General features: G+C 71.1%; 22 protein-coding genes. 8 read left to right on the top strand and 14 right to left on the bottom strand.

Annotated elements, in window-relative coordinates; all coding sequences use genetic code 11:
* Positions 1-2: 2 nt before the first annotated feature.
* Positions 3-1,118, bottom strand: coding sequence for an ElyC/SanA/YdcF family protein (locus tag HF999_RS12510; protein ID WP_168546192.1), 1,116 nt, complete (start codon positions 1,116-1,118; stop codon positions 3-5).
* Positions 1,119-1,172: 54 nt separating this feature from the next.
* Positions 1,173-3,356, bottom strand: a complete 2,184-nt coding sequence (pknB, locus tag HF999_RS12505) for a Stk1 family PASTA domain-containing Ser/Thr kinase (protein WP_312854127.1) — start codon at positions 3,354-3,356, stop codon at positions 1,173-1,175.
* Between the two features lie 131 nt (positions 3,357-3,487).
* Here pknB and HF999_RS12500 point away from each other — a divergent pair, with 131 nt between their 5' ends.
* Positions 3,488-3,868 carry an Rv2175c family DNA-binding protein gene (locus HF999_RS12500; protein WP_168546191.1) on the top strand — a complete coding sequence of 127 codons (381 nt, stop codon included), beginning with the start codon at positions 3,488-3,490 and terminating at the stop codon, positions 3,866-3,868.
* Here HF999_RS12500 and HF999_RS12495 read toward each other — a convergent pair.
* The 9 genes from HF999_RS12495 to HF999_RS12455 form a co-directional block, all read right to left on the bottom strand.
* Entirely contained in the window at positions 3,865-5,373 is a 1,509-nt protein-coding gene (locus HF999_RS12495) for an alpha-(1->6)-mannopyranosyltransferase A (RefSeq protein ID WP_168546190.1), read from the bottom strand. The genes HF999_RS12500 and HF999_RS12495 overlap by 4 nt on opposite strands.
* Before the next feature lie 54 nt (positions 5,374-5,427).
* On the bottom strand, positions 5,428-6,462 hold the full coding sequence (locus tag HF999_RS12490; RefSeq protein WP_168546189.1) for an amidohydrolase family protein: 1,035 nt from the start codon (positions 6,460-6,462) through the stop codon (positions 5,428-5,430).
* 1 nt (position 6,463) lies between these two features.
* On the bottom strand, positions 6,464-6,916 hold the full coding sequence (locus tag HF999_RS12485; protein ID WP_168546188.1) for a nitroreductase/quinone reductase family protein: 453 nt from the start codon (positions 6,914-6,916) through the stop codon (positions 6,464-6,466).
* Positions 6,917-6,963: 47 nt separating this feature from the next.
* The gene (locus HF999_RS12480) at positions 6,964-8,664 is read right to left on the bottom strand and encodes an NAD(P)/FAD-dependent oxidoreductase (RefSeq protein ID WP_168546187.1); all 1,701 of its coding nucleotides are present in this window, start codon (positions 8,662-8,664) and stop codon (positions 6,964-6,966) included.
* A gap of 83 nt (positions 8,665-8,747) precedes the next feature.
* Positions 8,748-9,557 carry an iron ABC transporter ATP-binding protein gene (locus tag HF999_RS12475; protein WP_312854126.1) on the bottom strand — a complete coding sequence of 270 codons (810 nt, stop codon included), beginning with the start codon at positions 9,555-9,557 and terminating at the stop codon, positions 8,748-8,750.
* Positions 9,554-10,582 (bottom strand): iron chelate uptake ABC transporter family permease subunit, encoded by a 1,029-nt coding sequence (locus tag HF999_RS12470; protein WP_312854125.1) that lies wholly within the window; start codon positions 10,580-10,582, stop codon positions 9,554-9,556. Before HF999_RS12470 ends, HF999_RS12475 begins: the two co-directional genes overlap by 4 nt.
* The gene (locus HF999_RS12465; protein WP_210733767.1) at positions 10,569-11,471 is read right to left on the bottom strand and encodes an ABC transporter permease; all 903 of its coding nucleotides are present in this window, start codon (positions 11,469-11,471) and stop codon (positions 10,569-10,571) included. The genes HF999_RS12470 and HF999_RS12465 overlap by 14 nt, the downstream gene beginning before the upstream one ends.
* A gap of 116 nt (positions 11,472-11,587) precedes the next feature.
* Complete coding sequence (locus tag HF999_RS12460; RefSeq protein ID WP_168546186.1) at positions 11,588-12,583, bottom strand: ABC transporter substrate-binding protein; 996 nt, start codon at positions 12,581-12,583, stop codon at positions 11,588-11,590.
* Between the two features lie 111 nt (positions 12,584-12,694).
* Positions 12,695-13,783 carry a polyprenyl synthetase family protein gene (locus HF999_RS12455; RefSeq protein WP_168546185.1) on the bottom strand — a complete coding sequence of 363 codons (1,089 nt, stop codon included), beginning with the start codon at positions 13,781-13,783 and terminating at the stop codon, positions 12,695-12,697.
* An 84-nt stretch (positions 13,784-13,867) separates the two neighbouring features.
* On the opposite strand from HF999_RS12455, the gene metF reads away from it, so the two are divergent.
* Positions 13,868-14,740, top strand: coding sequence for a methylenetetrahydrofolate reductase [NAD(P)H] (gene metF, locus HF999_RS12450; protein WP_210733766.1), 873 nt, complete (start codon positions 13,868-13,870; stop codon positions 14,738-14,740).
* A gap of 35 nt (positions 14,741-14,775) precedes the next feature.
* On the opposite strand, the gene HF999_RS12445 is transcribed toward metF, so the two are convergent.
* Genes HF999_RS12445 through HF999_RS12435 form a run of 3 tightly spaced genes read right to left on the bottom strand, consistent with a single transcriptional unit; the run spans position 14,776 to position 17,692 of the window.
* The gene (locus HF999_RS12445; protein WP_168546184.1) at positions 14,776-15,486 is read right to left on the bottom strand and encodes an LppM family (lipo)protein; all 711 of its coding nucleotides are present in this window, start codon (positions 15,484-15,486) and stop codon (positions 14,776-14,778) included.
* Positions 15,483-17,063 carry a phytoene desaturase family protein gene (locus HF999_RS12440; protein ID WP_168546183.1) on the bottom strand — a complete coding sequence of 527 codons (1,581 nt, stop codon included), beginning with the start codon at positions 17,061-17,063 and terminating at the stop codon, positions 15,483-15,485. The genes HF999_RS12445 and HF999_RS12440 overlap by 4 nt, the downstream gene beginning before the upstream one ends.
* On the bottom strand, positions 17,060-17,692 hold the full coding sequence (locus HF999_RS12435; RefSeq protein ID WP_168546182.1) for a GNAT family N-acetyltransferase: 633 nt from the start codon (positions 17,690-17,692) through the stop codon (positions 17,060-17,062). The genes HF999_RS12440 and HF999_RS12435 overlap by 4 nt, the downstream gene beginning before the upstream one ends.
* 232 nt (positions 17,693-17,924) lie before the next feature.
* Here HF999_RS12435 and HF999_RS12430 point away from each other — a divergent pair, with 232 nt between their 5' ends.
* The 6 genes from HF999_RS12430 (at position 17,925) to HF999_RS12405 (ending at position 23,852) form a co-directional block, all read left to right on the top strand.
* Complete coding sequence (locus tag HF999_RS12430) at positions 17,925-18,338, top strand: SAV_6107 family HEPN domain-containing protein (RefSeq protein WP_168546181.1); 414 nt, start codon at positions 17,925-17,927, stop codon at positions 18,336-18,338.
* A gap of 106 nt (positions 18,339-18,444) precedes the next feature.
* Positions 18,445-18,870, top strand: a complete 426-nt coding sequence (locus HF999_RS12425) for an SCO2097 family morphological protein (protein ID WP_168546180.1) — start codon at positions 18,445-18,447, stop codon at positions 18,868-18,870.
* A 621-nt stretch (positions 18,871-19,491) separates the two neighbouring features.
* On the top strand, positions 19,492-19,923 hold the full coding sequence (gene mraZ, locus HF999_RS12420; protein ID WP_068523171.1) for a division/cell wall cluster transcriptional repressor MraZ: 432 nt from the start codon (positions 19,492-19,494) through the stop codon (positions 19,921-19,923).
* A gap of 178 nt (positions 19,924-20,101) precedes the next feature.
* Positions 20,102-21,100, top strand: coding sequence for a 16S rRNA (cytosine(1402)-N(4))-methyltransferase RsmH (gene rsmH, locus HF999_RS12415; RefSeq protein WP_168546179.1), 999 nt, complete (start codon positions 20,102-20,104; stop codon positions 21,098-21,100).
* Complete coding sequence (ftsL, locus tag HF999_RS12410; RefSeq protein ID WP_168546178.1) at positions 21,097-21,888, top strand: cell division protein FtsL; 792 nt, start codon at positions 21,097-21,099, stop codon at positions 21,886-21,888. The genes rsmH and ftsL overlap by 4 nt, the downstream gene beginning before the upstream one ends.
* A 128-nt stretch (positions 21,889-22,016) precedes the next feature.
* Complete coding sequence (locus tag HF999_RS12405) at positions 22,017-23,852, top strand: peptidoglycan D,D-transpeptidase FtsI family protein (protein ID WP_168546233.1); 1,836 nt, start codon at positions 22,017-22,019, stop codon at positions 23,850-23,852.
* Positions 23,853-23,873: the final 21 nt, after the last annotated feature.

Below are 23,873 nucleotides of genomic sequence, written 5' to 3'. Positions count from 1 at the left end.
GGTCAGCGCTGCAGCAGCGGTGCGCTGCGGTAGCTCCACAGCCCGATGGTGCTCAGCGCGTCGCGGTAGATGCTGCGCAGCTCGTCGGCCGACGGGTTCGCCAGATCGGCGAGTGGCTTGTCCACGGCCGCTACGGAACTCACGGTGAAGGTCGCGGGCAGGTTCTCCCGTGCCGCCAGGACCAGGTCGACGGTGCCGCGCCGCACGTGGCTCGCCGAGCTCACCAGGACCGCGTGGTCGACGCGTTTCGTCGCGAGGGCGTACGAGCTGTAGAGCGCGTTCTCGACGGTGGTGCGCGCGAAGTTCTCGTCGGTGATTCGGGCGCCGTCGACCCCGTGCTCGACGAGCCAGGCCTTCATCACCGCACCCTCGGTGTTCCCCGCCTGCTCGACGCCGCCGGTCACCACGATCGGCGCGGCGGGCAGCGCGCGGGCCACCTCCAGTGTCTTCTCGAGTCGCTGCACGAGCGGCGCATCCATCGTGCCGTCCTTCTTCAGCGCGTAACCGAGCACGACGATGCCGGTGGCCGGCGGGACGATCCGCGGTGACGAGTCGGTCAGGGGCGACGCGACGGCCCGATCGATCGCGGCGAACAGCGCCTCGACCTCGGGGACCCGATCGGGCGCGACCCGGCGCAGTTGCTCGATCTCGGCGGCCGAGCCCGCCGCGTCGCCGAGGAAGCGGTTCCAGACGGCGAGGTAGGTGTGGGCATCGTCGTCGTCCGGGGCGAAGCCCAGGACCCTGCGGTACAGCTCCAGCGCGCCCGGCACGTTCTTCTGCGCGATCCGCGCCGACGCAGCGCTGAACAACAGGTCGGCCCGGTACGGCGCGAGCGCGGACGCCTCCAGCAGTTTCTGCTCGACGACGGCCATGTTGTCGACGGTCTTGTCGGTGTTGCCCGCCGTCGACGTGCGAGTCGGGGCGTCGAACGCCGCCTTGGCCTCCGCGAGCAGCGCCGCGACCTGGCCGGCGACGCCACGGGCGACGGCGGAGGAGGATGCCGCGGCCGCGGACGATCGGCCACCGTCCGCGGCGGGGGGCGCCGTGCAGCCGGCGAGCACGATCGAGCCGACGGCGGCGAGGGCGACGGCGCGGGCCAGGGCGGAGGTGCGGTCCATGGCGCACACGGTAGTCCGCGGAACCCCACGGCCGCGCCGGATCGGTCCGCGGTGCTACGGGATGGCGGTGATGGTCACCGTCGACCCGGCGGACACGCGCGAGCCGCCGCCCGGATCCTGCCAGATGACCTGCGACTTGTCGGAGGCGAAGATGCCGTTGACCTTCACCTGCAGCCCGGCGTCGCGCAGCGCGGAACGGGCCTGACTCACGCTCATCCCGGTCACGGACGGCACGGTGATGCGCGAGGCCATCGTCACCGTCACGCGATTGTTCGACGGGTCCACCCGGCCGCCCGCGGCCGGGCTGGTGGAGACCACGACGGAGCCGGAACCGGTCTCGCCGGCGAGGTCCGCGACCAGGCCCGCGCGCTGCAGCAGCTGCGTCGCCTCAGCGCCCGTCTTGCCCGTCACGTCCGGCACCGTCAACGCGTTCGACACCAGCAGTGTGACGCTGCCGCCCTTGTTCACCTGGCCGGACGGATCGGTGCCGAACACCTTGCCCGCCTCGGTCGAGGAGTCGAACTGTTGCTTGGTCTCCTTGACGGTCAGGCCCGCCGAGCGCAGGATCGACGTCGCCTCGTCGGGCGAGCGGCCGCGCACGTCCGGGATGGGGACGGGCTGGTTGCCGGCGGAGGCGACCACGGTCACCGTCGAACCGACGGACACGCGCGTGCCCGGCGTGGGCGAGAGGCCGATGACGCCGCCCTGCGGGATGTCGCGGCTGAACTGCGCGGGGCCGCTCTTGGCGACGAGGCCGTTGTCGCGCAACAGCTTCTCGACGTTCTCCGGACTGTCACCGGCGCGGAACTGCGGGACCACGGGCCGGCCGCGCGAGTACTTGACGGTGACGGTGCCGAACCGGCTGATCCGGCTGCCCGCGGAGGGATCGACGCCGGTGACGGTGTTCTCGGTGACGTCGTTGCTGAAGGAGCCGTCCAGGGCCACGTCGAGCCCCGCGTCCTTGATCGCCTTCTCGGCGGCGGGGCGGTCCATGCCGGTCACGTTCGGGACCGAGGTGTACTGCCCCGAGGCCAGCCACCAGCCGCCGACCGCGAGCAGCAGCGAGACCACCGCGATGATCGCGACGATCACCCAGGATTTCGCGCGGCCCTTCCTCGGCGGGCCGACCCGCTCGGGCGGCGCGGACTCGGACGGCAGCGGCTCGTGCATCGTCTCGGCGCGCGTGGGGTGGGGGCCCTGCGGCAGGGGCTGGGCGACGGTGCGCGGCGGCGCGACGGGCGGCACGGGCCCGGGCAGCGGGGCTCCCGGCATCAACGCGCCGGTCGGTTCCGCGGCGGCGGGGATGAGCGGCTGGCCGCGCTGCGCGTCGTACATCGCGGCGGCGGCGCGCTGCTCCGCGCTGGACTGCGGCGCAGGCACGGTGAACGGCGGCAGGTCGAGATCCTCGGCGATCGCGCTCAGCGCGTCGGCCATCGCGAAACCGTCCGCGTACCGACGCGACGGATCGCGGTCGGTGGCCCGGGCCACGAACTCGTCGAACTCCGGCGGCACACCGGCGATCGCGGCGCTGGGCGGCGGGACGTCGTTGTGCAGGCGCTGGTAGGCGAGCGAGATCGCCGTGTCGCCGGTGAAGGGCACCTGCCCGGTGAGCAGCTCGTAGGCCAGGATGCCGCTCGAGTACACGTCGGAGCGGGCGTCGGCGTTGCCCGACTCCACCTGCTCGGGGGACAGGTACGCCGCTGTGCCGAGGATCACCGACGAACTGGTCACCGACGCGGCGGCGATGGCCCGGACCAGACCGAAATCGGCGACCTTGACCTCGCCGCCGTCCGAGATGAGCACGTTCTCCGGCTTCACGTCGCGGTGCACGAGGCCGGCGCGGTGCGCGGTGCCCAGTGCCGTGAGGACCGGGCCCATGACCGCCGCCACGGCGTGCGGGGGCATGGGGCCGCGCTCGCCGAGCAGCTCGCGCAGCGTGCCGCCGGTGACGAGCTCCATCACGAGGAAGGCCAGCTCGCCGTCGACGCCCTGGTCGTACACGGCCACCAGGCCCGGGTCCTTGAGCTTGGCGACGGCGCGGGCCTCGAACTCGAAGCGGGAGACGAACTGGGCGTCGGCGGCGTACTTCGGGTCCATCACCTTGATGGCGATCGGACGGTCGAGCCGCAGGTCGAGGCCCATGTAGACGGTGGACATGCCGCCACGCGCGATCACCGCATCGATGCGGTAGCGCCCCTCGATGCGGGCGCCGATCAGGCGGTCGCGCGGAGTGTTCACCGTCTTCGTGTCCTCTCGATCTCGGGCGGTGCCGACAGTTCAGCCTAGCGACCCCGGGATGGAAAGCTCCGAATCGTCCGCGTGGCACGCCTGCCGGTCGGGAGCCGATGCCCGCTCGGTACCCTGTGTCGGTGAGCTCCATCCCGTTCGTCAGCGACGATCTGCTGCCCGAGGGCACCGCAACCTACAACACCGCCACGGTCGCCAAGGGGCTCGGCGTGTCGCAGTCCAAGGTGCTGCAGCTGCTGCGCGATCACCAGCTGATCGCCGTGCGGCGCGGTGGCGACATCCACATTCCGCGGCTGTTCTTCGGCGAGGTCGACGGACGGTTCTCCATCGCCAAGCACTTCACCGGCCTGCTGAGCGTTCTGCACGACGGTGGCTTCCGCGACGACGAGATCATGCGCTGGCTGTTCGAGCCGCAGGAGGATCTCGACGGTGCGCCCGCGGAGCTGTTGCACACCGACTCGGCGCGCGAGATGATCCGGCGCGCCCAGTCGATGGCGTTCTAGACCGCGGGCGCCAGGCCCAGCCGTGGTCGCACTCCCAGGGGGTCCGGCCGCAGCAGTGACCATCCGGCCAGGGCGCCCAACGCCACCGCGAGCGCCACGTTCCACAGCGAGTACAGGCCGATCGAGCCGGTGGGCATGAACACGACCATCAACCACACCGACAGGCCCGCGATGATCGCCAGTGTGCGCCGCGACCAGGTGAACGCCCCGGCCACCGCGAGCGGCCAGGTGTAGTACCAGGGCAGCGATGCGGGGGAGAGCACGCACACCGCCAGCAGCCCGAGCAGGATGCCCATCACGTTGCGCCGCTCGTCCTGCCGGAACCGCCACCACAGCACGACCAGGGAGATCGCGAGCGCCGCGATGCCCAGCGCGCGCGTGACGATGAGGATCGGCGCGAGGTGCAGATCGGTGAAGGGGGCGGCCACGAAGGCCGTGATCTGCGCGATCGCCGTCGGCAGCGTGATGTAGTTGATGATCTTGATCGATCCCGCCAGCGCGGTGGTCCAGCCGAGGCCCACCCCCGCGATGAGCGAGAGCGCCGCGAACAGTGCGACGAAGATCCCGACGGATGCGGCCAGCACCGCGCCGAAGGCCCGCGGCGCCGACTCCTGCGGGTTCGCCGCGCGCCGGTGGTGGAACCAGATCCACACCACGAAGGGCAGCGCGATCGCGGCGGTGCCCTTGACCGCCACCCCCGTCACGATCACCGCGACGCCGAACCAGTGCCGCCCGTCGAGTACCAGCGCGATCCCGGCGACCATCAGCCCGACCATGAGCGCCTCGTTGTGCACGCCGCCCACCAGGTGCACGATGACCAGTGGGTTGAGCACCCCCAGCCACAGCGACATCGCGGGCCGCGCCCCGAAATGCCGCGCCAGCTTCGCCACGCCCCACACCGACAGCGCGATCCCCGGCAGCATGACCACCCGCAGCGCGATCACGCCGCCGGGCACGTTGTCGCCGAGCACCGTCGTGATCGCGCGCGCGATGAGAATGAACAGGGGACCGTAGGGCGCGGTCGTGGTGGTCCAGATGCCGCTCACGTCGTCGAGGAGGCCGTTCGGGTTGACCACGGGACCGTCGACGTACGGGTCGAAGCCGTCGCGCAGCAGCGCGCCCTGCGCGAGATAGGAGTACGCGTCCCGCGAGTACAGGGGCACGGCCACCAGGAGCGGCACGATCCACAGGGCGACGGTGCCCGCCACGTCCCGGGCCTCGAGCCGCCCGGCGATCGCGGCGCGCCCCAGCCGGATCCAGGCGATCACGAGCAGCGCGATGCCCGTCCAGAACAGCACCGAGCTGAGCACCAGCCCGTGCCCGAATCGCAACCACGACAGGTGGGTCGCCTCGAGCGTCGTGTCGTGCACGCGGATCGCGCCCGCGCCGAAGCTGCCGAGCGTGGTCACGACGGCACCGGCCAGCCCGAGCAGGGCGGGCCGGCCGTCAGCCGAGCGCAGGAACTCGCTGTAGCCGCGCAGGGCGGCCTGAAGTGATCCGGACATCTCCGCCAGCTTAGGCGCAAGCGTGCGGGCGACCTCGCGCCGCGCCTGTCCCGCTCACAGCCTGAGCAGTCGTTCCGCGTTGCCGTGCGCGATCAGGTCGCGATCGCGGTCCGGGATGTCGAGGCCGAGGAGGAACTCGCTCGCACCGGACATCGAGACGTACGGGTAGTCGACCGAGTACATGATCCGCTCGGGGCCGAGCATGTCGTAGATGAACCGGAAGTGGGGCTGATAGGGGTCGCCGACCATGCCGCTGGGGGTGACGTAGAAGTGCTCGCGGTAGGTCTGGGTGACGGTGCGGCTGAGGCCGGACACCGACAGCGGGATGGCATCGTCGATGCGCTGGAGGAAGAACGGGACCATCTCGCCCCAGTGGCCACTGATCACCTGCAGGTCCGGGTGACGGTCGAATGCGCCGGAGAGGATCAGCCGGATGGCGTGGATGCCCGCTTCGTTGTGCCAGCCCCATCCGAACGCCGAGAGGCGAGCGCTGACCTCGTCGCCCAGCCCGTCGTAGTACTTCTCCCGGACGGCGGGGATGGGAGCATTGGGATGCAGGTACAGCGGAACCCGGGTCTCGGCGAAGGCCGCCAGGAGGACGTCGAACCGGGAATCGTCGAGGAAGGCGTTGCCCACGTTTCCGCACAGCATGGCGCCGACGAATCCGAGGTCGCTGACGGTCCGCCGGAGCTCGCTCGCCGCAGCCTCGGGATCGGACCACGGCAGCGCCGCGAATGCGCGGAAGCGATTCGGGTGCACGGCGATCAGGTCGGCGAGTCGGTTGTTGGAGTCGGTGCATGTCTGAGCGGCCGAGTCGGCGGGGAGGAACTGGGTCGCGCCGGTGTTGCCCAGCGCGAGGACCTGCACGTCGATCCCGTGGTCGTCCATCTGCTGCAGGCGCGCGTCGCCGATATCGGCGGCGCCCTGCGCCGCACTGGTGAGGGAGAGGATCTGGGGTCGCGTGCCGTCCCCGGCGGTCACCTCGTCGCTGATCGAGCTCAGGAACGACGCGACCTTTCCGAAGTCCGCGCGCGCCGCGGTCTCGACGGCCTCGTCGGAGACGTGCTCCTCGATGCAGATCACCTTCATGTCAGTTCCCCTCAGTCGTGGACGGCACGATCTCGAAGACCGGGATGACCCGCTCGGTGAGTCGCTGGTACTCGGCGAATCCGGGCGCCTGGGCGCTGACCACCGCGAAGATCCGGTCGCGCTCGGCGCGCTCCAGTTCGACCGCGGTCGCGCGGTAGCTCGTGCTGCCGAGCTCGACGGTGACGGCGGGAGTCTTGCGGATGTTGTGCACCCAGGCGGGATCCGCGTCCCGTCCGGCGGCGGACCCCACCACGTAGGTGTGTCCGTCGACCGTGAACGCGGCCATCGGTGAGGTGCGTTCCACCCCCGACTTGGCGCCCACCGAGGTCAGCAGCAGGAGCGGGAACCCGTCGAAGGCGCCGCCCACGCGGCCTCCGTTGTCCCGGAACTCCGCGATGTTGCGATTGTTGAAGTGCAGTTCCTGCTCACGCGGGAGGCTGCGTAGATCTGCCATGGTGTGGATCCTTTCACTGGTGATGGGGCTGTACTCGTGCCGGGACGCTACGTCGACCCGGCGGTGCGCTCGTCGAGTTCCTCGAGCCACGCGTGCACGAGCGGGACCACCGAGGCGCCCTCACCGGTCGCCGACGCGACGCGCTTCATCGAGTTGGCGCGGATGTCGCCGGTGGCGAAGACGCCGCGGATCGACGTCTCCAGCGCCGCGGGCGGCACCGGCGAGCCCCACGCCTCGGGCGGCACGTCGCGCCCGGTGAGAAGGAAGCCGTGATCGTCGCGCACCACCGACGACGGTGCCCAGGAGGTGTTCGGATCGGCGCCGAGGAGCAGGAACAGGCCGGCCGCGTCGACGGTGCGCACCGTGCCCGTCGCGTTGTCCCGCAGATCCAGCTGCTCGAGGTGCGGTGCGCCGTGGGCACCGACGACCTCGGTGCCGCCGATCACCGTGATGTTGGGGATGGTGTCGATCTCCCGGATCAGGTAGTCGGACATGGTGGCCGCGAGCGATGAGCGCCGAATGACGATCGAGACCTCGCGCGCGAACTTGGACAGATGCACGGCGGCCTGACCGGCGGAGTTCCCGCCACCGACGACGACCGCGTTCCTGTCGGTCAGTTCCCTGGCCACGCCCGTCGCGGCGCCGTAGTAGACACCGGCCCCGATGCGGTCCTCCACCGACTGGACCGCGAGCCGTCGGTAGGACACCCCGGATGCCACGATGATCGCGCGTGCGCACAGGCGGCGGTCGTCGACGAGGACGTGGTGGTGCACGTCGCCCTGTTCGAGGCCCGTGACCGTGTACCCGGTGTGGAAGACGACACCGAAGCGCTGGGCCTGGGCGAGCGCCCGCTGGGTCAGGCGCATGCCGGAGATGCCGCGCGGGAAGCCGAGGTAGTTGCGGATCATCGAGCTGGTACCGGCCTGGCCGCCGACGGCCTCGGCCTCGATCACCACGGTCTTGAGGCCCTCCGAGGCGGCGTACACGGATGCCGCCAGGCCCGCCGGGCCGGCCCCGATGATGGCGACATCGGCGATCTCGAGTTCCGGTACCTCGCCGGCCGAGCCCCACCATCCGCGCGCGACCTCCTGCATCGTCGGCGCGACGAGCGCGGGTCGCCCGCGCCACACCACGATCGGCAGCCCGGCGTCGGGGGGCAGCTCGGCCCGGATCCGGGCCGCCTCCGGAGCGTCCGGCGCGTACAGGCCGAAGGGCATGCCCATCCGGTCGAGGTAGTCGAGGATCGGCGCGGTGGCGGGGATGTCGTCGGTCACCACGGTCACCGCGTGCACGTCCGGCCGCGCCACGGACCAGCCCCAGTCGGAGAGGTACTCGACGATCGCCGTGTGGAACTCCTCGTCGCGTTCCCCTTCGGGGATCGTGAGGAAGGTGTCGATCGAGCTCTGCAGGACGGCCTGCTGCGCCTGTGACGAGGAGATCTCGAGCGCCGCCATGGGGACGGCCAGGACGCGCCGCGTGGTGGGCGTCGCGGCGTGCAGGTGATCGAACGCCGCGAGATCCTCCGTGATGTCGCCGTCGGGCCTCGCCGCGATGATCGCCAGGGCGATGCGGTCGGCGCTCGTCCACCGGTCCACGGCCCCGCGCAGCGCATCACGGTCGATGATCCGCACGTCGTAGTCGTGACCGTAGCGGCCGTCCATCTCGGCGGCGAGCGGCGTACCGAACCCGTCGTCGACGACGACGATGGCCGGCGGTGTCGCGCGGTGCGTCGAGTCGGCTTCAGTCATGGAACTCAATGTACGGCCCGCGCCGTGCACGTAAGGAAACCTGGTCGAATTCGCAGGTGAGCAGGCCTGTTGCGGCGCGCCCCTCAGGCCAGGCCCGCATAGACGGCGACCGGGCCGCACTCCAGGACGTGCACGGCGACGGGGGTCTCGAAGATCGCGGTGAGCAGCTCCGCGGTCATGATGTCCGACGGTGCGCCCGCCGCCGCGATCGTGCCGTTCTTCAGGGCGACGATGCGGTCCGAGTAGGCGGCGGCGAAGTTCAGGTCGTGCACCACCAGGATGATCGTCTTGCCCAGCTCGTCCGCCGCGCGCCGCAGCCGCCGCATCATGCTGACCTGGTGCCGCATGTCGAGGTTGTTGAGCGGCTCGTCGAGCAGGATCACGTCGGTGTCCTGCGCCACGGTCATGGCGACGTAGGCCCGCTGGCGCTGGCCGCCCGAGAGCTCGTCGAGGAACCGGTCGGAGAGTTCCGTCAGGCCGAGGAAGCCCAGGGCCTCGTCGACGTGCCGGACGTCTTCGGCGGTCAGCCGCCCGCGGCTGTGCGGGAAGCGGCCGAACGAGACCAGGTCGCGCACCGTCAGACGGGCGTTGACGCCGTTCTCCTGCCGGAGGATCGCGAGTCGGCGCGCGACCTGCGTCGGCTTCATCGTGCGGATGTCGACGCCCTCGAGCAGCGCCGTACCCGAGTCCTGGGTCAGGAGCCGCCCGAGGATGGTCAGCAGCGTCGACTTGCCCGCGCCGTTCGGCCCGACGAGCGCAGTGACCCCGCCACGGGCGAACTCCCCGGACACGGGGCCGAGTACCACGGTCTCGGCGTACGACTTGGTGAGGTCGGTGAAGGCGATCGCGGTGCCGGTGGTCGGCTCGGCGGTTCGCGTGTCTTCGGTGGTCACATCGTCCCCCTTCGGCGGAACAGCATGGCGAGGAACAGGATTCCGCCGACGAACTCGATGATCACGGTGAGCATCCCGTTGGCGTAGAAGATGTTGTTCAGGATGAACTGCCCGCCAGCCAGCGTGACCACGCCGATCAGGAAGGCCATCGGCAGCGTCGCGCGGTGTCGCCAGTCGCCGGCGAGCTGGTAGGCGAGCGTGGCGATGATGAAGCCGTAGAACATCATCGGGCCGACGAGCGCGGTGCTGATCGAGACGAGCACGGCGATCATGACCAGTGCGACGGTGAGCTCGCGCTGGTGGTTCACGCCGAGTCCGGTCGCGGGGTCGCGGCCGAGCAGCAGCACGTCGAGCACGCGGTGTCGTCGCCACACGATGACGCCCACCACGACGCAGGCGATGCCCGCGATGGGCAGTAGATCGGCGTTCACCGCGGTGAGCCGGCCGTAGAGCTTGATCGAGAGCGCGTCGAATTCGGTGGGGGCGAGCAGGCGCTGCAGGAACTCGGCGAACGCGCGGAAGGACAGGCCCAGCACGACGCCCGCGAGCAGCAGGAGGAACAGGCTCGCGAAGCGGCCCGAGAACAGCCAGCCGTAGAGCACGGCGGCGAACATCACCATGGCCGCGGTCTGGGCGACGAACTGCGGCACCGAGTCCCCGTTGTCGACGAACCTGCCGCCCACGAGATAGACCCCCACGGTCTGGATCAGCACGTACAGCGAGTCCAGTCCGATGATGGACGGTGTCAGGATCCGGTTGTGGGTCACGGTGTGGAAGAGGACCGTCGACACCGCCGCGCAGAAGGCGGCGATGAGGATCGCGGTGGCGGTGCGCAGGCGCCGCTCGAAGGACAGACCGAACTGGAAGTCCCAGCGCAGCACGTCGTCCGCGCCCGTGCGCATCAGGAGGTACCCGGCCAGGCAGGTCGTCGCCAGGGTCGCGGCGATCGCGATCCGGGCGCGCCACCCGATGCGGCTCGCGCGCCCGTCGAGGGACGGCGCCGCCGCTGCTTCAGAGAGCGACACGGTTCCTCCTCGAGAGCACGATCGCCAGGAAGGTGACGGCGCCGATCACGCCCATGATCACGGACACGGGGATCTCCATGGGGCGCACCACGACCCGGCCGATCAGGTCGCAGCCCACGATGAGGACGGTCGCGAGTACGGCGACCCAGGGGAGCCCGCTGCGCACGTCGTCGCCGCGCAACGCGCTGATGATGTTCGGGACCACCAGGCCCAGGAACGGGATGAAGCCGACGACCACGCTGGTCACGCCGGAGGCCAGTGCGACCATGGTGATGCCGATGCCCATCGTCAGCCCGTAGCGCAGGCCGAGCGAGGTCGCGACGTCCTTACCCAGCCCGGCGATGGTGAAGTAGTTCGCCATCAGGAAGGTCGCCACGGCGATGATCGCGACCGCCCACAGCGGCTCGTAGAAACCGCGCACGATGTGCGCGAAACCCCCGGAGCGCCAACTCACCACGGCCTGCAGCAGATTGGCGCCGATCGCCAGATAGGTGGTGATGGCGCTGACCACGGCGCCCAGCATGAGGCCCACCAGCGGCACGATGGCCGAGCGCCGGGCGCGGATCCGGGAGATGAAGCCGAGGAAGATCATCGTGCCGAGGAAGGCGGTCGCGGTCGCGACGACCATCCGGACCAAGGGCGTCGCGCCCGGGAGGTAGAGCATGCAGAGCAGCACGCCCAGCCCCGCCCATTCGGCGGTGCCGGCGGTGGTGGGCTCGACGAACCGGTTCTGCGTGAGCCGCTGCATGATCACGCCGGAGAAGCTCATGGCCAGGCCCGCGAAGACCAGCGCGGCGGTGCGGGGCACGCGGGAGATGAAGAACATGCGCCACATCTGCTCGTCGCCGGCCAGGAGGCCGGCGAGGGTGATGTGGTACTCGCCCGTCATCAGGGAGGCGAAGAGCAGTGCCACGCAGGCGAGCGCGAGAAGGGGGAGTGCGACACGCCCCAGGCGGGCCCCCTCGTGGGGGCCCGCCTGGGGTGGTGCGGAGGTCGCGGTCGTCGTCACTTCTTCGCGGCGACGGCCTCGGCCAGCTTGGCGTAGTTCTCGCCGTAGTCCTGGATGCCCTCGCGCAGGTAGAAGTCGTTGTCCAGGTAGAAGATGCGGTCCTTCTGCGCGAACTCGACTCCGGCGAAGGCGTCCTGCGCGCGGAAGACCTCGGCGGCCGTCCGGGGCTTGCCGCCGTCCTTGGGCGGCACCGCCGCGTCCCGGTCCATCACGATGACCCACTGCGGGTTCGCCTGGGCGATCGCCTCGGGCGACAGGCCGGAGTTGGTGTGCGTATCGCCGCCCTGGCCGGCGAAGACGTCCTTGAGGTTCAGCGGCGCGACGAAGGGCTGCATCCGCTTGGCGCCGTTGTCGATCTTGCCGCCGCTGACGACCGAGAGGAACACACTCTGGCCGGTGGCCTGCGCCTTCGCCGCCTCGAGGTGCTTGTCGAAATCGGCGACGATCTGCTTGGCCTGCTCGTCCTTGCCGAAGATCTTGCCCAAGGTGATGGTCGAATCCCGCATGGTCTCGACGCGGCCCTTCGGCGCGCCGTCCTCCGCGGCGATGTCGATGAAGGCGGCACCGGTCTTCTCGGCGATCTTCTTGATATCGCCCTCGGACTTGGCGAATCGGTAGCCTCCGATGATCAGGTCGGGCTTGACGTCCTCGATCACGTCGAACTTCGGCTCCGCGTGGGTTCCGGTGTCCTTGATCTCCTGGTTCGAGATCCATTCGCCCAGAACGCTCTTGGCGAACAGGCCCTTGGGGATCGCGACGGGGGTGATGCCGAAGGCCTTGACGGTCTCCGCGCTGGTGTTGTCGAGGACGACCACGCGCTTGGGGTTCTTCGGGACCTGGACGTCACCCTTGTTGGTGCTGACGGTGATCTTCTCGCCGGATGCGGCGGGCTTGTCATCGTCGGCGCCGGTGGTGGAGCAGCCGGCGAACACGAGGCTCGCGGCCATCAGCGCGGCCGCGACGGGCGCGGCCTTGCGGGAGCGGGTGAACATGCAAAGACTCCTTCGGCAAAGAACTGTTAAACGATGGACAATCACATCGCGAAGCAACTCTACTGCATGTACCTAGGATTGCCTAAGCAAAGATCGTGGTGCGCGTCGCGGTCAGGCCGACCGGTCCACCAGCACCGCGGCGAGGCGGGCCAGGACCGGCCGCGCATCGTCGGCGATGGGAGCCTGCGCGAGGGCGGAGGTGGCCCGGGCCGTCAGCTCCTCGACCCGCGCCTGCATGGCCGACGGTGCCCCCGTCGCCCGGAGCGCGGCGCGGGCGCGTTCGACGCCCGCGTCGTCGAGGTCGGTACCGACCAGCGCGCGCAGCTCGGTGGCCGCGTCGCCCCCGCAGGCCAGGGCGTGCGCGAGCATCGGCGTGTGCTTGCCGGACCGCAGGTCGTCGCCCGAGGGCTTGCCGGTGACCGCGGGGTCGCCGAAGGCGCCCAGCAGATCGTCGCGCAGCTGGAAGGCCACGCCGAGGTCGACGCCGATCGCGCGCAGTGCGGAGATCGCCTCGTCGGACGCGCCCGCGAGCGCCGCACCCACGTGCAACGGCCGCTCGACGGTGTAGCCCGCGGTCTTGAACCGCACCACGCGCTCCGCCGCGTCGGCCGACTCGTCGCGGGCGGCCTCGCCCACGATGTCGAGCAGCTGGCCACCGAGCACCTCGGTGCGCATCGCGGCCCAGGCGCGCGCGGCGCGCAGGTACCGCTCCGGCTCGAGGCCGGCCCCGAGGAACATGTCGTCGGCCCACGCCAAGGCCAGGTCGCCGAGCAGGATCGCCGTCGCCTCCCCGAACTTCTCCGACGATCCCGACCAGCCGCGCGCGGCGTGCAGCTGCGCGAACTCGCGGTGGGTCGTGGGGTGGCCGCGGCGGGTGAGCGAGGCGTCGATGATGTCGTCGTGGATGAGTGCGCACGCCTGCACGAACTCCAGGGAGGAGCAGGCCCGCAGGGCCGCCTCGGCCACGGCTCCGTCGGGCTGCCCGCCGCCCGCCAGCCACCCCGTCCAGGCGAAGGCGGGGCGAATACGCTTACCGCCGCGCAAAACGAAGCGGGCCAGGCCGGCGGTGGCCTCCGCGAACACCGGACCGACGGGTTCGACCAGGTCACGACGCTCTTCGAGGAAGCTTTCGAGCTGCGGCTGCACGGCCGCCGCAATATCGGCGAGAGCGGTCCGGGGCGGGGCGACGGGCAGCGTCATACCCGCAAACCTATTCTTAGAGGCGTGACCGAACAAAGCCGGACCGTACTCGACCGCCTCGACGCCGTGCGCGCGAGCGGGCGAATGCCGTTCTCGGTCGAGTTCATGCCGCCGCGGGACGCCGAGGGCGAGGCCCGGCTGTGGCGCGCGGTCCGGACCTTCGAGCGGATGGACCCGGCGTTCGTGTCCATGACCTACGGCGCGGGCGGCTCGACGCGTGATCGCACGGTGCGGGTGACCGGAGAGATCGCCGAGACGACGACGCTGCTGCCCGTGGCGCACCTGACCGCCGTGAACCACAGCATCTCGGAGCTGCGCGCGCTCATGGGTGCGTACGCGGATCGGGACGTGCGCAATGTGCTCGTGCTCCGCGGCGACCCGCCCGGCGACCCGCTGGGGCGCTGGGTGCGGCACCCGCAGGGCCTGAAGTACGCCAGTGAGGTCGTCGAGCTGGTGCGCGAGCTGGGCGACTTCCACGTGGGCGTGGCCGCGTTCCCCGAGGGGCACCACCGGTCGCCGGACCAGGACAGCGACGTGCGGTACTTCGCGAACAAGCTGCGGGCCGGCGCGGACTACTCGATCACCCAGATGTTCTTCGACGTGGACGACTACCTGCGGCTGCGGGACGCGGTGACGGACTTCGACCCGGAGCAGGGTGTCAAGCCGTTGATCCCGGGCATCATGCCGATCACCTCGCTGAAGTCGGTCTCACGCATGGCGGAGCTGTCCAACGCGAAGATCCCGGAGGCCATGCGCGCCGAGCTGCGCGCGGCTGCCGGCGACGGCCCGGAGGAGAACCGCGCCGCGGTGCGTGCCGCCGGCATCGAGATCGCCACCCGGATGGGGGAGCGGCTCATCGCCGAGGGCGCGCCGGCGCTGCACTTCTGCACCCTGAACTTCGCCAAGGCCACCTCGGAGGTCCTGGAGAACCTCTCGATGCTGCCGGTCGGCGTGTAACTCCCGGTCCCGGTTCGGGTCGGATGCGATCCGGCCTAGCGGTTCAGCTTCTCCCGCAGCCACTGCGGCAGTTCGATGAGCGACTCGGGCTCGGCCGACTCCTGCCCCGGCTTGGGGCTGCGATCGCGGCGGACGTAGGCCGCCGCGGCCGTGATCGCGGCCGCGAGGAAGGCGACCAGTGCGGTGATCCACGCCCACGTGGTGAACGACGCGATCGAGGGATCCGCGTACTCGGCCTCGGCGGTCAAGGACGCGGAGGTGCCGGCATTGAGGGTCCAGGTCACCAGGTCGTCGGCGTCCTGCTGGCCGTTCGTGGCGGTGACGGGGCCCGGGAACTGCAGCTGGACCACGATCACCGCGGAGTTCGGGGCCAGCGACGACAGGTCCGCCGTGCCGGAGAGGACGACGGTGCCGCCCGTGCGCTGCACCCGCATCTTGATGGAGGCGGCCGAGGTGTCGAAGGCCTGCGAGACCACCTCGCCCAGCTGGTTGAACTGACCGAAGGTGACGGTCGTGAAGATCATCTGGGTGCCGACTTTGCCGTTCGAGTCGTACGCCTTGACCTCCGCGAGGCCGCGCAGCTCGCCCGGCGCGGCCAGCTGCGGCCCCTCGGCGCTCGACGCCGGGGTCTGCGCGGCGACGATCTTGCCCGACATCCGGTCGCCGGGGCCCGGGCTCGAGCACGCGGCTGGGGCGGCGACGAGCAGCAGTACCGCCAGCGCCGCGAGCATCCTTCGGAGAGTCACGGACGCCATCGTGCCAGGTGCCCCAGGTCGCGGGCGAGAAGCCGCGCCGCGATCCGCCCGCTGGATCCGTTCACGCCGCCGCCGGGATGCATCGACGCGCCGGCCAGCGCGAGGCCCGGCGCCCCGGGGACCCGGCCGCCGGCGAGCTCCGGGACCGGCCGGAAGAGCAGCATGTTGTGCAGCGCCATCTCCACGTGCATGACGTTCCCGCCGCGCAGCCCCAGCTCGCTCTCCAGGCTCGCCGGGGTCTGCACGTGCCGGTGCTCGATCGTGGCCGCGAACCCGGGCGCCCAGCGCTCCGTCTCCGCGACGATCCGGTCGGCCTCCGCGTCGGCGACGGCGGCCCAGTCGCCACCACCGCCCAGCGCGTAGGGGTACCACTGGGCCCACAGCGTGGTGTTGTGCCGGCCCGGGGGCGCGATCGACGGGTCCAGGCCCGAGAAGGTCATCGCCAGTACCGCGGGCCGACGGGGCGCGTCCCCGGCCAGCATGTCGCCGCGGGCGCGGGCCAGGTGGCCGCGGTCCGCGGTGAGCAGGCCGAGCCCGGCCTGATCGGCGAGCGGCACCCCGTCGAACCCGGGTGGCGCGGTCGTGCCGAGCCGCAGCACCATCCCGACGCCGGGCCCGACCTGGATGCTCCTGCGCCACGCCGCGATCCGGGCGGCGTCGTAGCCGCCGCGGTCCAGCAGGTCCAGCGTGGTCAGGACGTGGCAGCCGGCGAGCACGGTGCGGGCCCGGAGGGTGCGCGCACCGTCGGGTCCGGCGACGGTGACCTCCCACTGCGTGCCCGTGCGGCGCAGGGCGGTGACGGGCGTGCCCAGCGCGACGGTGCCACCGTCGGACGCCAGGCGGGCGAGCAGGGCCCGGGTGAGCGCGCCGCTGCCGCCGACGGCGCGGCCGGGCGGGAGCGTGTGCAGGAGGGCGGCGAAGCCGACCATCGGGGCGGTACCGGGCTCGCTCATCGCCGGCCCGGACTGCGCGCCGAACCAGGCGAGCGCGGCCTTGAGCCGCTCGTCGTCGAAGTACTCGTCCAGCAGCTGGTCGCCGGAGGTGAGGTAGGTGCGGGAGAGCTGCGTGATGCTCATGCGGCCCTTGGTGGGCCAGAACGCGCGGCCGAGTCGGGGCGCGGTGGGGGATGCGCCGAACGCCGCCATGGTCGCTCGCGCGCGGGGCGTCCAGTCCGCGACGAACCGACGGTACGCCGCCGCCTCCCGGTCGCCGCACGCCGCGGCGATCGACGCCGCGGTCGCGTCCAGGTCCGTGCGGAACACGATCGGCGGCGCGTCGGACCCCGGCGGGGTGGGCGCGAACGCCCAGGGGTCGCAGTCGAGGTAGTGCAGGCCGTGCGCCGCGAGGTCGAGTTCCTCGGCGATCCCGGTGTGCCGGAACATCAGGTGCGCCGACGAGCCGCGATCCACGCGGTAGCCGGGGAACCGCTCGACGGTGCTGACCGCGCCGCCCGGCACCGCGTCGGCTTCGAAGACCGCGACGGAGCGGCCCTGCGCCGCCAGGTACGCGGCGCCGACCAGCGCGTTGTGGCCGGAGCCGACGACGGCGACGTCGACCTGAGCGGTCATCGTGCGGGTGGGGTGAAGGGCGGGGGAGCGACGAAGGGCAGGTCGTGGCCGAGGACCGCGAACGGGCGGGGGTCGCCGGAGAACCGGAAGTCGCGCAGCACGTCGTAGAAGCCGGTGCGGCGGTAGAGCTTCCACGCCCGGTTCTGCTCGGCGGCGACCTCCGGGGTGGAGAGCAGGACCCGAGGCTCGGGGCGGTCCGCGAGGAGGGCGGTGAGCAGCGCGTTGCCCACCCCGTGGCCCTGAGCCGCGGGGTGCACGTGCAGTTCGGTCAGCTCGAAGTAGTCGCCGGCCACGGTGTCGATCGCGGCGGGGGACAGGCCGCGCTGGCGCAGCCCCACGCGGAGCTGACGGTTCCACCACTGATCGCCCGCGCCGCTGTAGCCGTACGCGATGCCCACCAGATGGTCGACGGGGCGTCCGTCCGCCGCCGGGAGTGCCTGGACGGCCCCGAACGCGGCGTACCCGGGGCGGTTCAGGTGCTCGCGCCACATCGGCAGACGGTGCGCCTCCGTCCCCGCCGGGTAGTCCATGGCCGCCACGTAGATCTGCAGGGCCGCGGGCAGCCACAACGTGGCGTCGTGGGGGGAGAGGGCGTGGATCCGCGGGGCCTGCGGGATCACTGCGCTCACGGATCGACCTTTCCCTTGACGTGTCGGACACTCACGCTATATTAGAAGTGATCGAATGATTGTTCGATCACGGACCATCGGATTGGCGCGCATGTTCTGGCGCCGGGGCGGGTACGTCGGTCCCGGTCCTTCCGGCGGGGCTGGCGCGGAACGAGGGAAGCGTTACGTGTCAGTCCCGTCCGGTACAACACAGCGGTAAGAGCGAGAAGTTCCACGGAGCAGGAGGAAGGTCATGGTCGAATCGAAGGCGCGGATCGATCACATCGGGTCCCGCCGCCGTGTCGGGGAGTCGGGCGCTGCCCGGATCCTGGACCGCGCGGACCAGTTCCTCGCCCGCGCCGGCGGCTCGCCGGCACCCGCCGATCAGTACCGTGAGATCTACCACGCCGCGCTGCGCGGCGCGGCCGCGCTCCTGGCGGAGCGGGAGACGGGCGTGCGGCGCCCCACGCGCAACGCGTGGCTGCGGCTCGCGAAGGCCGCTCCGGGGTACGCGGAGTGGGTCGCCTACTTCACCTCGGTGTCCGGTGTGGTCGCCGCGCTGGAGACCACGGCGCGCACCGTCAGTGCCGAGGAGGTGGCCGTGCTGCACGGCCGCGTGCAGAGCTTCCTGAATTCCGTCGAGTCGGACCTGAGTCGCGCCGCATAAATCTCACAGTGGGCGCTAATTGTTCGGTGGATGGTGGTCGTGTGCTCGCAAGCCTCGTATCATGGAAGCCAGGAGTTGGACCCCATGAGTGCTGAAGGAGGGGAACGTGCCACTCTCCGAGCACGAACAGCGCATGCTCGACCAGATCGAGAGCGCGCTCTATGCCGAGGACCCGAAGTTCGCGTCGAACGTACGCGGCGGCCGGTTCGGCGGCGCTACGGGCAAGCGTCGGGTGTTCGCCGCGATCGGCTTCGCGGTCGGACTGATGCTGCTCATCGCAGGTATGACACTGAGCGTCGGCAATCTGCAGATCGGCGTGATCGTCGGCCTCATCGGCTTCCTGCTGATGTTCGGCTCCGTGATCTACGCCCTGTGGTCCGGGCCGTCCAGCAAGGGGCCGCGCGGCACCGTCGGTGAGGACGGTTCCGTGCGCACCCGCTCGGGCCGCGGACGCGGCACCGGAGGCGCGCGCGCCTCCGGGCAGTCCTTCGTCGCCCGCATGGAGGAGCGCTTCCGCCGCCGCTTCCCCTGAGTTCGCAGAGCTGAACAAGCCGCCGACCTGATGGTCGGCGGCTTTTTCGTTGCGCCCTGAGCGAAACGAGCGTCGCCTGCCCGGAGCGGGCCCCGCCGTGGATTCACCGCGTGGGGGACGACGGCGTGGCGTGGGGGACGACGCCTCCCCCAGGAAACGACCGGCGTCGGGTGGGGGACGAACCCCGGCGTGGGGGATGAACCGCCGCGTGGGGGACGACCGCGTCCGAGGACGGCATCCGCGCCCGCCTCCTGCCGCCGGTCCCGTGCCGACCTGAGGCTGGTCGGACCGAGCCTCCCCACTTCTCCCCACCCGGTTTCCCCACTTCTCCCCACGGGCGGTCCTACCGAAATCAATCGTGCCTCAGCAATCACATCGATCGCTGTGGTTGCGGCCTGTGGACGGATGTGACGAAGTCCGCCGCGCCCGGACGCGTCGCTTCCCCCACTTCGCGCCACGGCTATGACCTGCGTGAACTCTGAGAATTCGCCGCGAAACGCGGCGCGAGGTGGTTGAAAGTGGCGGATGGTGGGGTAATGTGGGGCGCACTGGAGAAAGACGCGCTAGTCTGAAGTCTCGATCCAGTGACAACCCCGACGGGGGAGGCGGGAGGTGGCCGTGATGTTCACGGGTACCTACACGCCGAAGCTCGACGACAAGGGACGGCTCACCCTCCCCGCGAAGTACCGCGAGGAACTGGCGGGTGGGCTCACGATCACGAAAGGACAGGATCGAAGCCTCACGGTGTACCCGAAGGCGGAGTTCGAGCGCATCGCCGAGAAAGCCGATGCCATCGAATGGACCGACCCCGCGGGACGCGCCTTCTACCGCAACTTCTTCGCCAGCTCGGACGATCAGCGTCCCGACTCCCAGGGTCGGATCTCGCTCTCGGCCGATCACCGCCGCTACGCAGGCCTCACCAAGGAATGCGTCGTCGTCGGATCGCGGAGGTTCCTGGAGATCTGGGACGCGGAGGCGTGGGAGCACTACCAGGCACAGCACGAAGACGACTACGCGCAGCCGCAGTCCGAATCGCTCAAGGCGATCTTCTAAGCCGCGCAGTACCGCAGCGCACGTCCGCGACGAGGTGGACCGAGGCCTGCGCCCGAATCGGCCCTGACGTACTTCCCCAACGCCAGGTACGGGTCGGGCGGGGACCCCGCTTCATCCGCCGGAAGGTCGTCGCCACAGCACCGCCCATCGCCAATCCCCGTCGTGCTCTGGAGGAGCCATGCCCGATTTCGGTCACGTACCGGTCCTGGCGACCCGGGTGCGCGAGCTGCTCGCTCCGGCCCTGCAGCACGACGGTGCCGTCTACGTCGACGCCACGCTCGGCGCCGGCGGCCATTCCGAGCTCATGCTCGAGTCCTTCCCGAAGGTCCGCGTCGTCGGCCTCGACCGGGACACCGACGCGCACACCATCGCCGGCGATCGCCTCGCGCGGTTCGGCGACCGGTTCGTCCCGGTCCACACCCGCTACGACGGCATGGCCGACGCGCTCGACGAGCTCAGCATGAGCGGCCCGGGCCGCCCCGGTGTCCAGGCGATCCTGTTCGACCTGGGCGTGTCCTCCATGCAGCTCGACCGGGTGGAGCGCGGCTTCGCGTACTCGGTCGATGCGCCGCTGGACATGCGGATGAACGCCGAGGATCCGCTCACCGCGGCGGACGTGCTCAACACCTACTCGCACGGCGATCTCGCCCGGATCCTGCAGCGCTACGGCGACGAGCGGTTCGCGGGCAAGATCGCCTCCGCCGTCCTCAAGGAGCGCGAGAAGGAGCCCTTCACCACCAGCGGGCGCCTCGTCGAGCTGCTCTACGCGACGATTCCCGCGCCCGCGCGCCGCACCGGCGGCCATCCCGCCAAGCGCACCTTCCAGGCCCTGCGGATCGAGGTGAACGCCGAGCTCGCCTCCCTCGAGGCCGCGGTGCCGCAGGCGCTCGACGCGCTCGCCCCGGGGGGCCGCATCGTCTTCCTGAGCTACCAGTCGCTCGAGGACCGCATCGTCAAATCGGCGCTGGCCGACCGCATTCGCTCGACGACCCCGGCGGGGCTGCCGATGGACCTGCCCGGCACCGGCGCGACCTTCGAGTTGCTCACGCGCGGCGCCGAGCGTGCCACCGACGACGAGATCGCCGAGAACCAACGGGCGGCACCCGTGCGCTTGCGCGCCGCGCGCCGCCTCGATACGCCCGAGAACCGGAACCGCAGTACGAGGAGCGCGCGATGACCGCACCGAACGCGACCCAGGCACCGTCGACCCCGGACGCCCGGACCCGCCGCGCCCCGGCGCGCAGGGAGGACCGCGACACCTCGCGGCCGCGGTCGAGCTCGGCGCAGCGGGCGCTCGACCGGCGGCAGAAGCGGCTCGATCAGCAGCGTGCGGTCCTCGACGCCGGGGGCACTCTCCGGGAGACCCCGGCCGAGCGGGCGCTGCGGCGGCACCGCGACGGCGCGGACCCGGCGGGGCTGAGGTCGAAGCTGCCCACGCCGCGCGTGCTCGTGCGCCGCGTGCCCTTCGTGCTGGCGGTGATCGCCCTCGTCTGCGCGGGACTCGTTCTGACGCTGTGGCTCTCGACCGGCAGCGCCGAGAACTCCTACGACCTCAGCAAGCGCGAGGCCGTCAACAACACGCTCGCGGAGAAGAAGGCCGCGCTCGAGCGCGACGTGAAGTCGGGGCAGAGTGCGCCCGGCCTGGCGGAGCGGGCCACCGCCCTCGGCATGGTGCCGGCGGGTAGCGTGCCGGTGCTCGTCGGGCAGCCGGACGGCAAGGTCGTCGTGGTCGGCAAGCCGGCGCCCGCCACCGGCGTGGCCAAGCCCGCGCTGAACCCGCCGGCACCGGCTACGAGCGATCCGAGCGGCGCCACGTCCAACGGATCCGGCACGCCGGTCGCCGGGAATCCCGGGCCCGCACCCGCCGGCGGGGAACAATTGGTGACCATGAACTCCGGGAGCCCGACCGTCGCGAACGCACCGTCGCCGGCTCCGCAGACGCCGGCCCAGGGGACGCCGCGGTGACCCGCGCCCAGCGCCCGCCGACGAAGACGCGGCCCGCGGCCCGCACCGGCACGCCGCGCGCGGCGGCGGCCCCGAAGGCCGGACACCAGTCGGCGCGCGCCCGCGTCAAGGGCGGCCGCACCCCCGAGGTGTCCACGACCTTCCTCAGCCGCAACCGGATCGGCGGCTGGGTGATCGTGGCCGTGTTCGCCGTGATCGCCGTGTGGCTGGGCGTCGTCCAGTTCGTGCAGGCGCCGACGCTCTCGGCGAAGGCCGCGAGCCAGCGCCAGGTCAAGGAGGTGCTGCCGGCGGTCCGCGGGTCCATCACCGACCGTGAGGGGCAGCCGATCGCCTTCACCATGGAGGCGAAGTCGCTCACCTTCCAGCCGGTGATCGTCCGCAAGCAGATCCAGGAGAAGTACGACAAGGCCGTCGAGGCGAGGAAGGCGGGCGGCGACGCCGCGAAGGGCGACGAGCCCGTCACCGTCGACGACCGGCTGCAGCAGATCGCCAAGAAGATCGTCTCGGTACTGGGCGATTCGGTGAACGAGCAGAAGCTGCTCGAGCAGATGCGCAGCAACGACACCTTCGTCTACCTCGCCCGCGGCGTCGATCCCGCCAAGGCATCGGCGATCACCGACGAGTACGCCGAGGTCGGCGCCGAGCGGCAGTCGATCCGCAACTACCCCGGCGGCTCGCTCGCGGCGAACATCGTGGGCACCACCGGTTTCGAGGGCCAGGGGCTCATCGGCCTCGAGTCCTCGCTGGACTCGATCCTCGCGGGCACCGACGGATCGCGGACCTACGACCGCGGTTCGGACAACGCCGTCATCCCCGGGAGCACGCGCGATGTCCACCCCGCGGCGAACGGCGCCCGCGTCGTGTTGACGCTCGACAACGACGTGCAGTTCTTCGTGCAGCAGGCGGTGGCGCAGGCCAAGGCCAAGTCCGGTGCGAAGAACGTGCAGGCCGTGGTGCTCGACGCGAAGACCGGCCAGGTGCTGGCGATGGGCGTGGACAACACCTTCAATCCGTCCCTGGGGGTGAACAACAACCCGAAGTCGGCGCGCACCGGCAACCTCGCGGTGACCACCCCCTTCGAGCCCGGTTCGGTGAACAAGTTGATCACTGCGGTGGCCGCGATCGACGGCGGCAAGACCACGCCCGGCGAGGTCCTGCAGGTTCCCGGTCAGATCCGGATGGCCGGCGTCACGGTCAAGGACGCCTGGGCGCACGGCGTGGAGCCCTATACGACGACCGGCGTGTTCGGTAAGTCGTCCAATGTCGGCACCCTGATGCTGGCGCAGCGGGTCGGCGAGGACGCCTTCGCCGACTACGTGAACCGGTTCGGCCTCGGCGTCGCGACCGGGGTGGGACTGCCCGGCGAGTCCGGCGGCGAGGTCCCCGCGCGCAATCAGTGGTCGGGCGGCACCTTCGCCAACCTGCCGATCGGCCAGGGCCTGTCGATGACGGTGCTGCAGTTGGCCGGCATGTACCAGGCGCTCGCCAACGACGGGGTCCGAATCCCGCCGCGCATCATCAAGGAGGTCGACGGTGCCGCCGACCCGGCACCCGCCGGCGAGCCGGTCCGGGTCATGACCCCCGAGACGGCCCGTACGGTGCTGGACATGTTCCGCGCCGCGCTCCAGCGCGACCCGATGGGGTACCAGCAGGGCACCGGTGCGCCGGGCGCGGTCGACGGCTACCAGATCAGCGGTAAGACCGGCACGGCGCAGCAGGTCGATCCGGTCACGCACGCCTACTCGAACTCGCTGTACAACATCACCTTCGCGGGCGTCGCCCCGACCAACGACCCGCGGTTCGTCGTCGGGATCATGATGGACGCGCCGACGCGCAGTTCCGACGGCTCGGGTGGTCAGTCGGCGGCGCCGCTGTTCCACGACATCGCGACTTTCATGTTGCAGAAGTACGGCATCCCGCTCTCGCCGGCGGCGAAGCCGCTGACGCTGGTGGCCGGTCAGTAGCCGACCGGCGGGTAGGATCTA

The organism is Tsukamurella spumae (genome assembly GCF_012396015.1).
GTDB lineage: Bacteria > Actinomycetota > Actinomycetes > Mycobacteriales > Mycobacteriaceae > Tsukamurella > Tsukamurella spumae.
Note: the sequence above shows the minus strand (reverse complement) of the source record. Positions and strands in the feature narration are given on the sequence as shown.

Bases quoted from the DNA above. Each gene is read 5' to 3' on its own strand.
- HF999_RS12510 (WP_168546192.1), bottom strand. From the start codon at position 1,118: ATGGACCGCACCTCCGCCCTGGCCCGCGCCGTCGCCCTCGCCGCCGTC.
- HF999_RS12495 (WP_168546190.1), bottom strand. From the start codon at position 5,373: ATGTCCGGATCACTTCAGGCCGCCCTGCGCGGCTACAGCGAGTTCCTG.
- HF999_RS12490 (WP_168546189.1), bottom strand. From the start codon at position 6,462: ATGAAGGTGATCTGCATCGAGGAGCACGTCTCCGACGAGGCCGTCGAG.
- HF999_RS12485 (WP_168546188.1), bottom strand. From the start codon at position 6,916: ATGGCAGATCTACGCAGCCTCCCGCGTGAGCAGGAACTGCACTTCAAC.
- HF999_RS12480 (WP_168546187.1), bottom strand. From the start codon at position 8,664: ATGACTGAAGCCGACTCGACGCACCGCGCGACACCGCCGGCCATCGTC.
- HF999_RS12465 (WP_210733767.1), bottom strand. From the start codon at position 11,471: ATGACGGGCGAGTACCACATCACCCTCGCCGGCCTCCTGGCCGGCGAC.
- HF999_RS12460 (WP_168546186.1), bottom strand. From the start codon at position 12,583: ATGTTCACCCGCTCCCGCAAGGCCGCGCCCGTCGCGGCCGCGCTGATG.
- HF999_RS12455 (WP_168546185.1), bottom strand. From the start codon at position 13,783: ATGACGCTGCCCGTCGCCCCGCCCCGGACCGCTCTCGCCGATATTGCG.
- metF (WP_210733766.1), top strand. From the start codon at position 13,868: ATGCCGTTCTCGGTCGAGTTCATGCCGCCGCGGGACGCCGAGGGCGAG.
- HF999_RS12440 (WP_168546183.1), bottom strand. From the start codon at position 17,063: ATGACCGCTCAGGTCGACGTCGCCGTCGTCGGCTCCGGCCACAACGCG.
- HF999_RS12430 (WP_168546181.1), top strand. From the start codon at position 17,925: ATGGTCGAATCGAAGGCGCGGATCGATCACATCGGGTCCCGCCGCCGT.
- mraZ (WP_068523171.1), top strand. From the start codon at position 19,492: ATGTTCACGGGTACCTACACGCCGAAGCTCGACGACAAGGGACGGCTC.
- rsmH (WP_168546179.1), top strand. From the start codon at position 20,102: ATGCCCGATTTCGGTCACGTACCGGTCCTGGCGACCCGGGTGCGCGAG.
- ftsL (WP_168546178.1), top strand. From the start codon at position 21,097: ATGACCGCACCGAACGCGACCCAGGCACCGTCGACCCCGGACGCCCGG.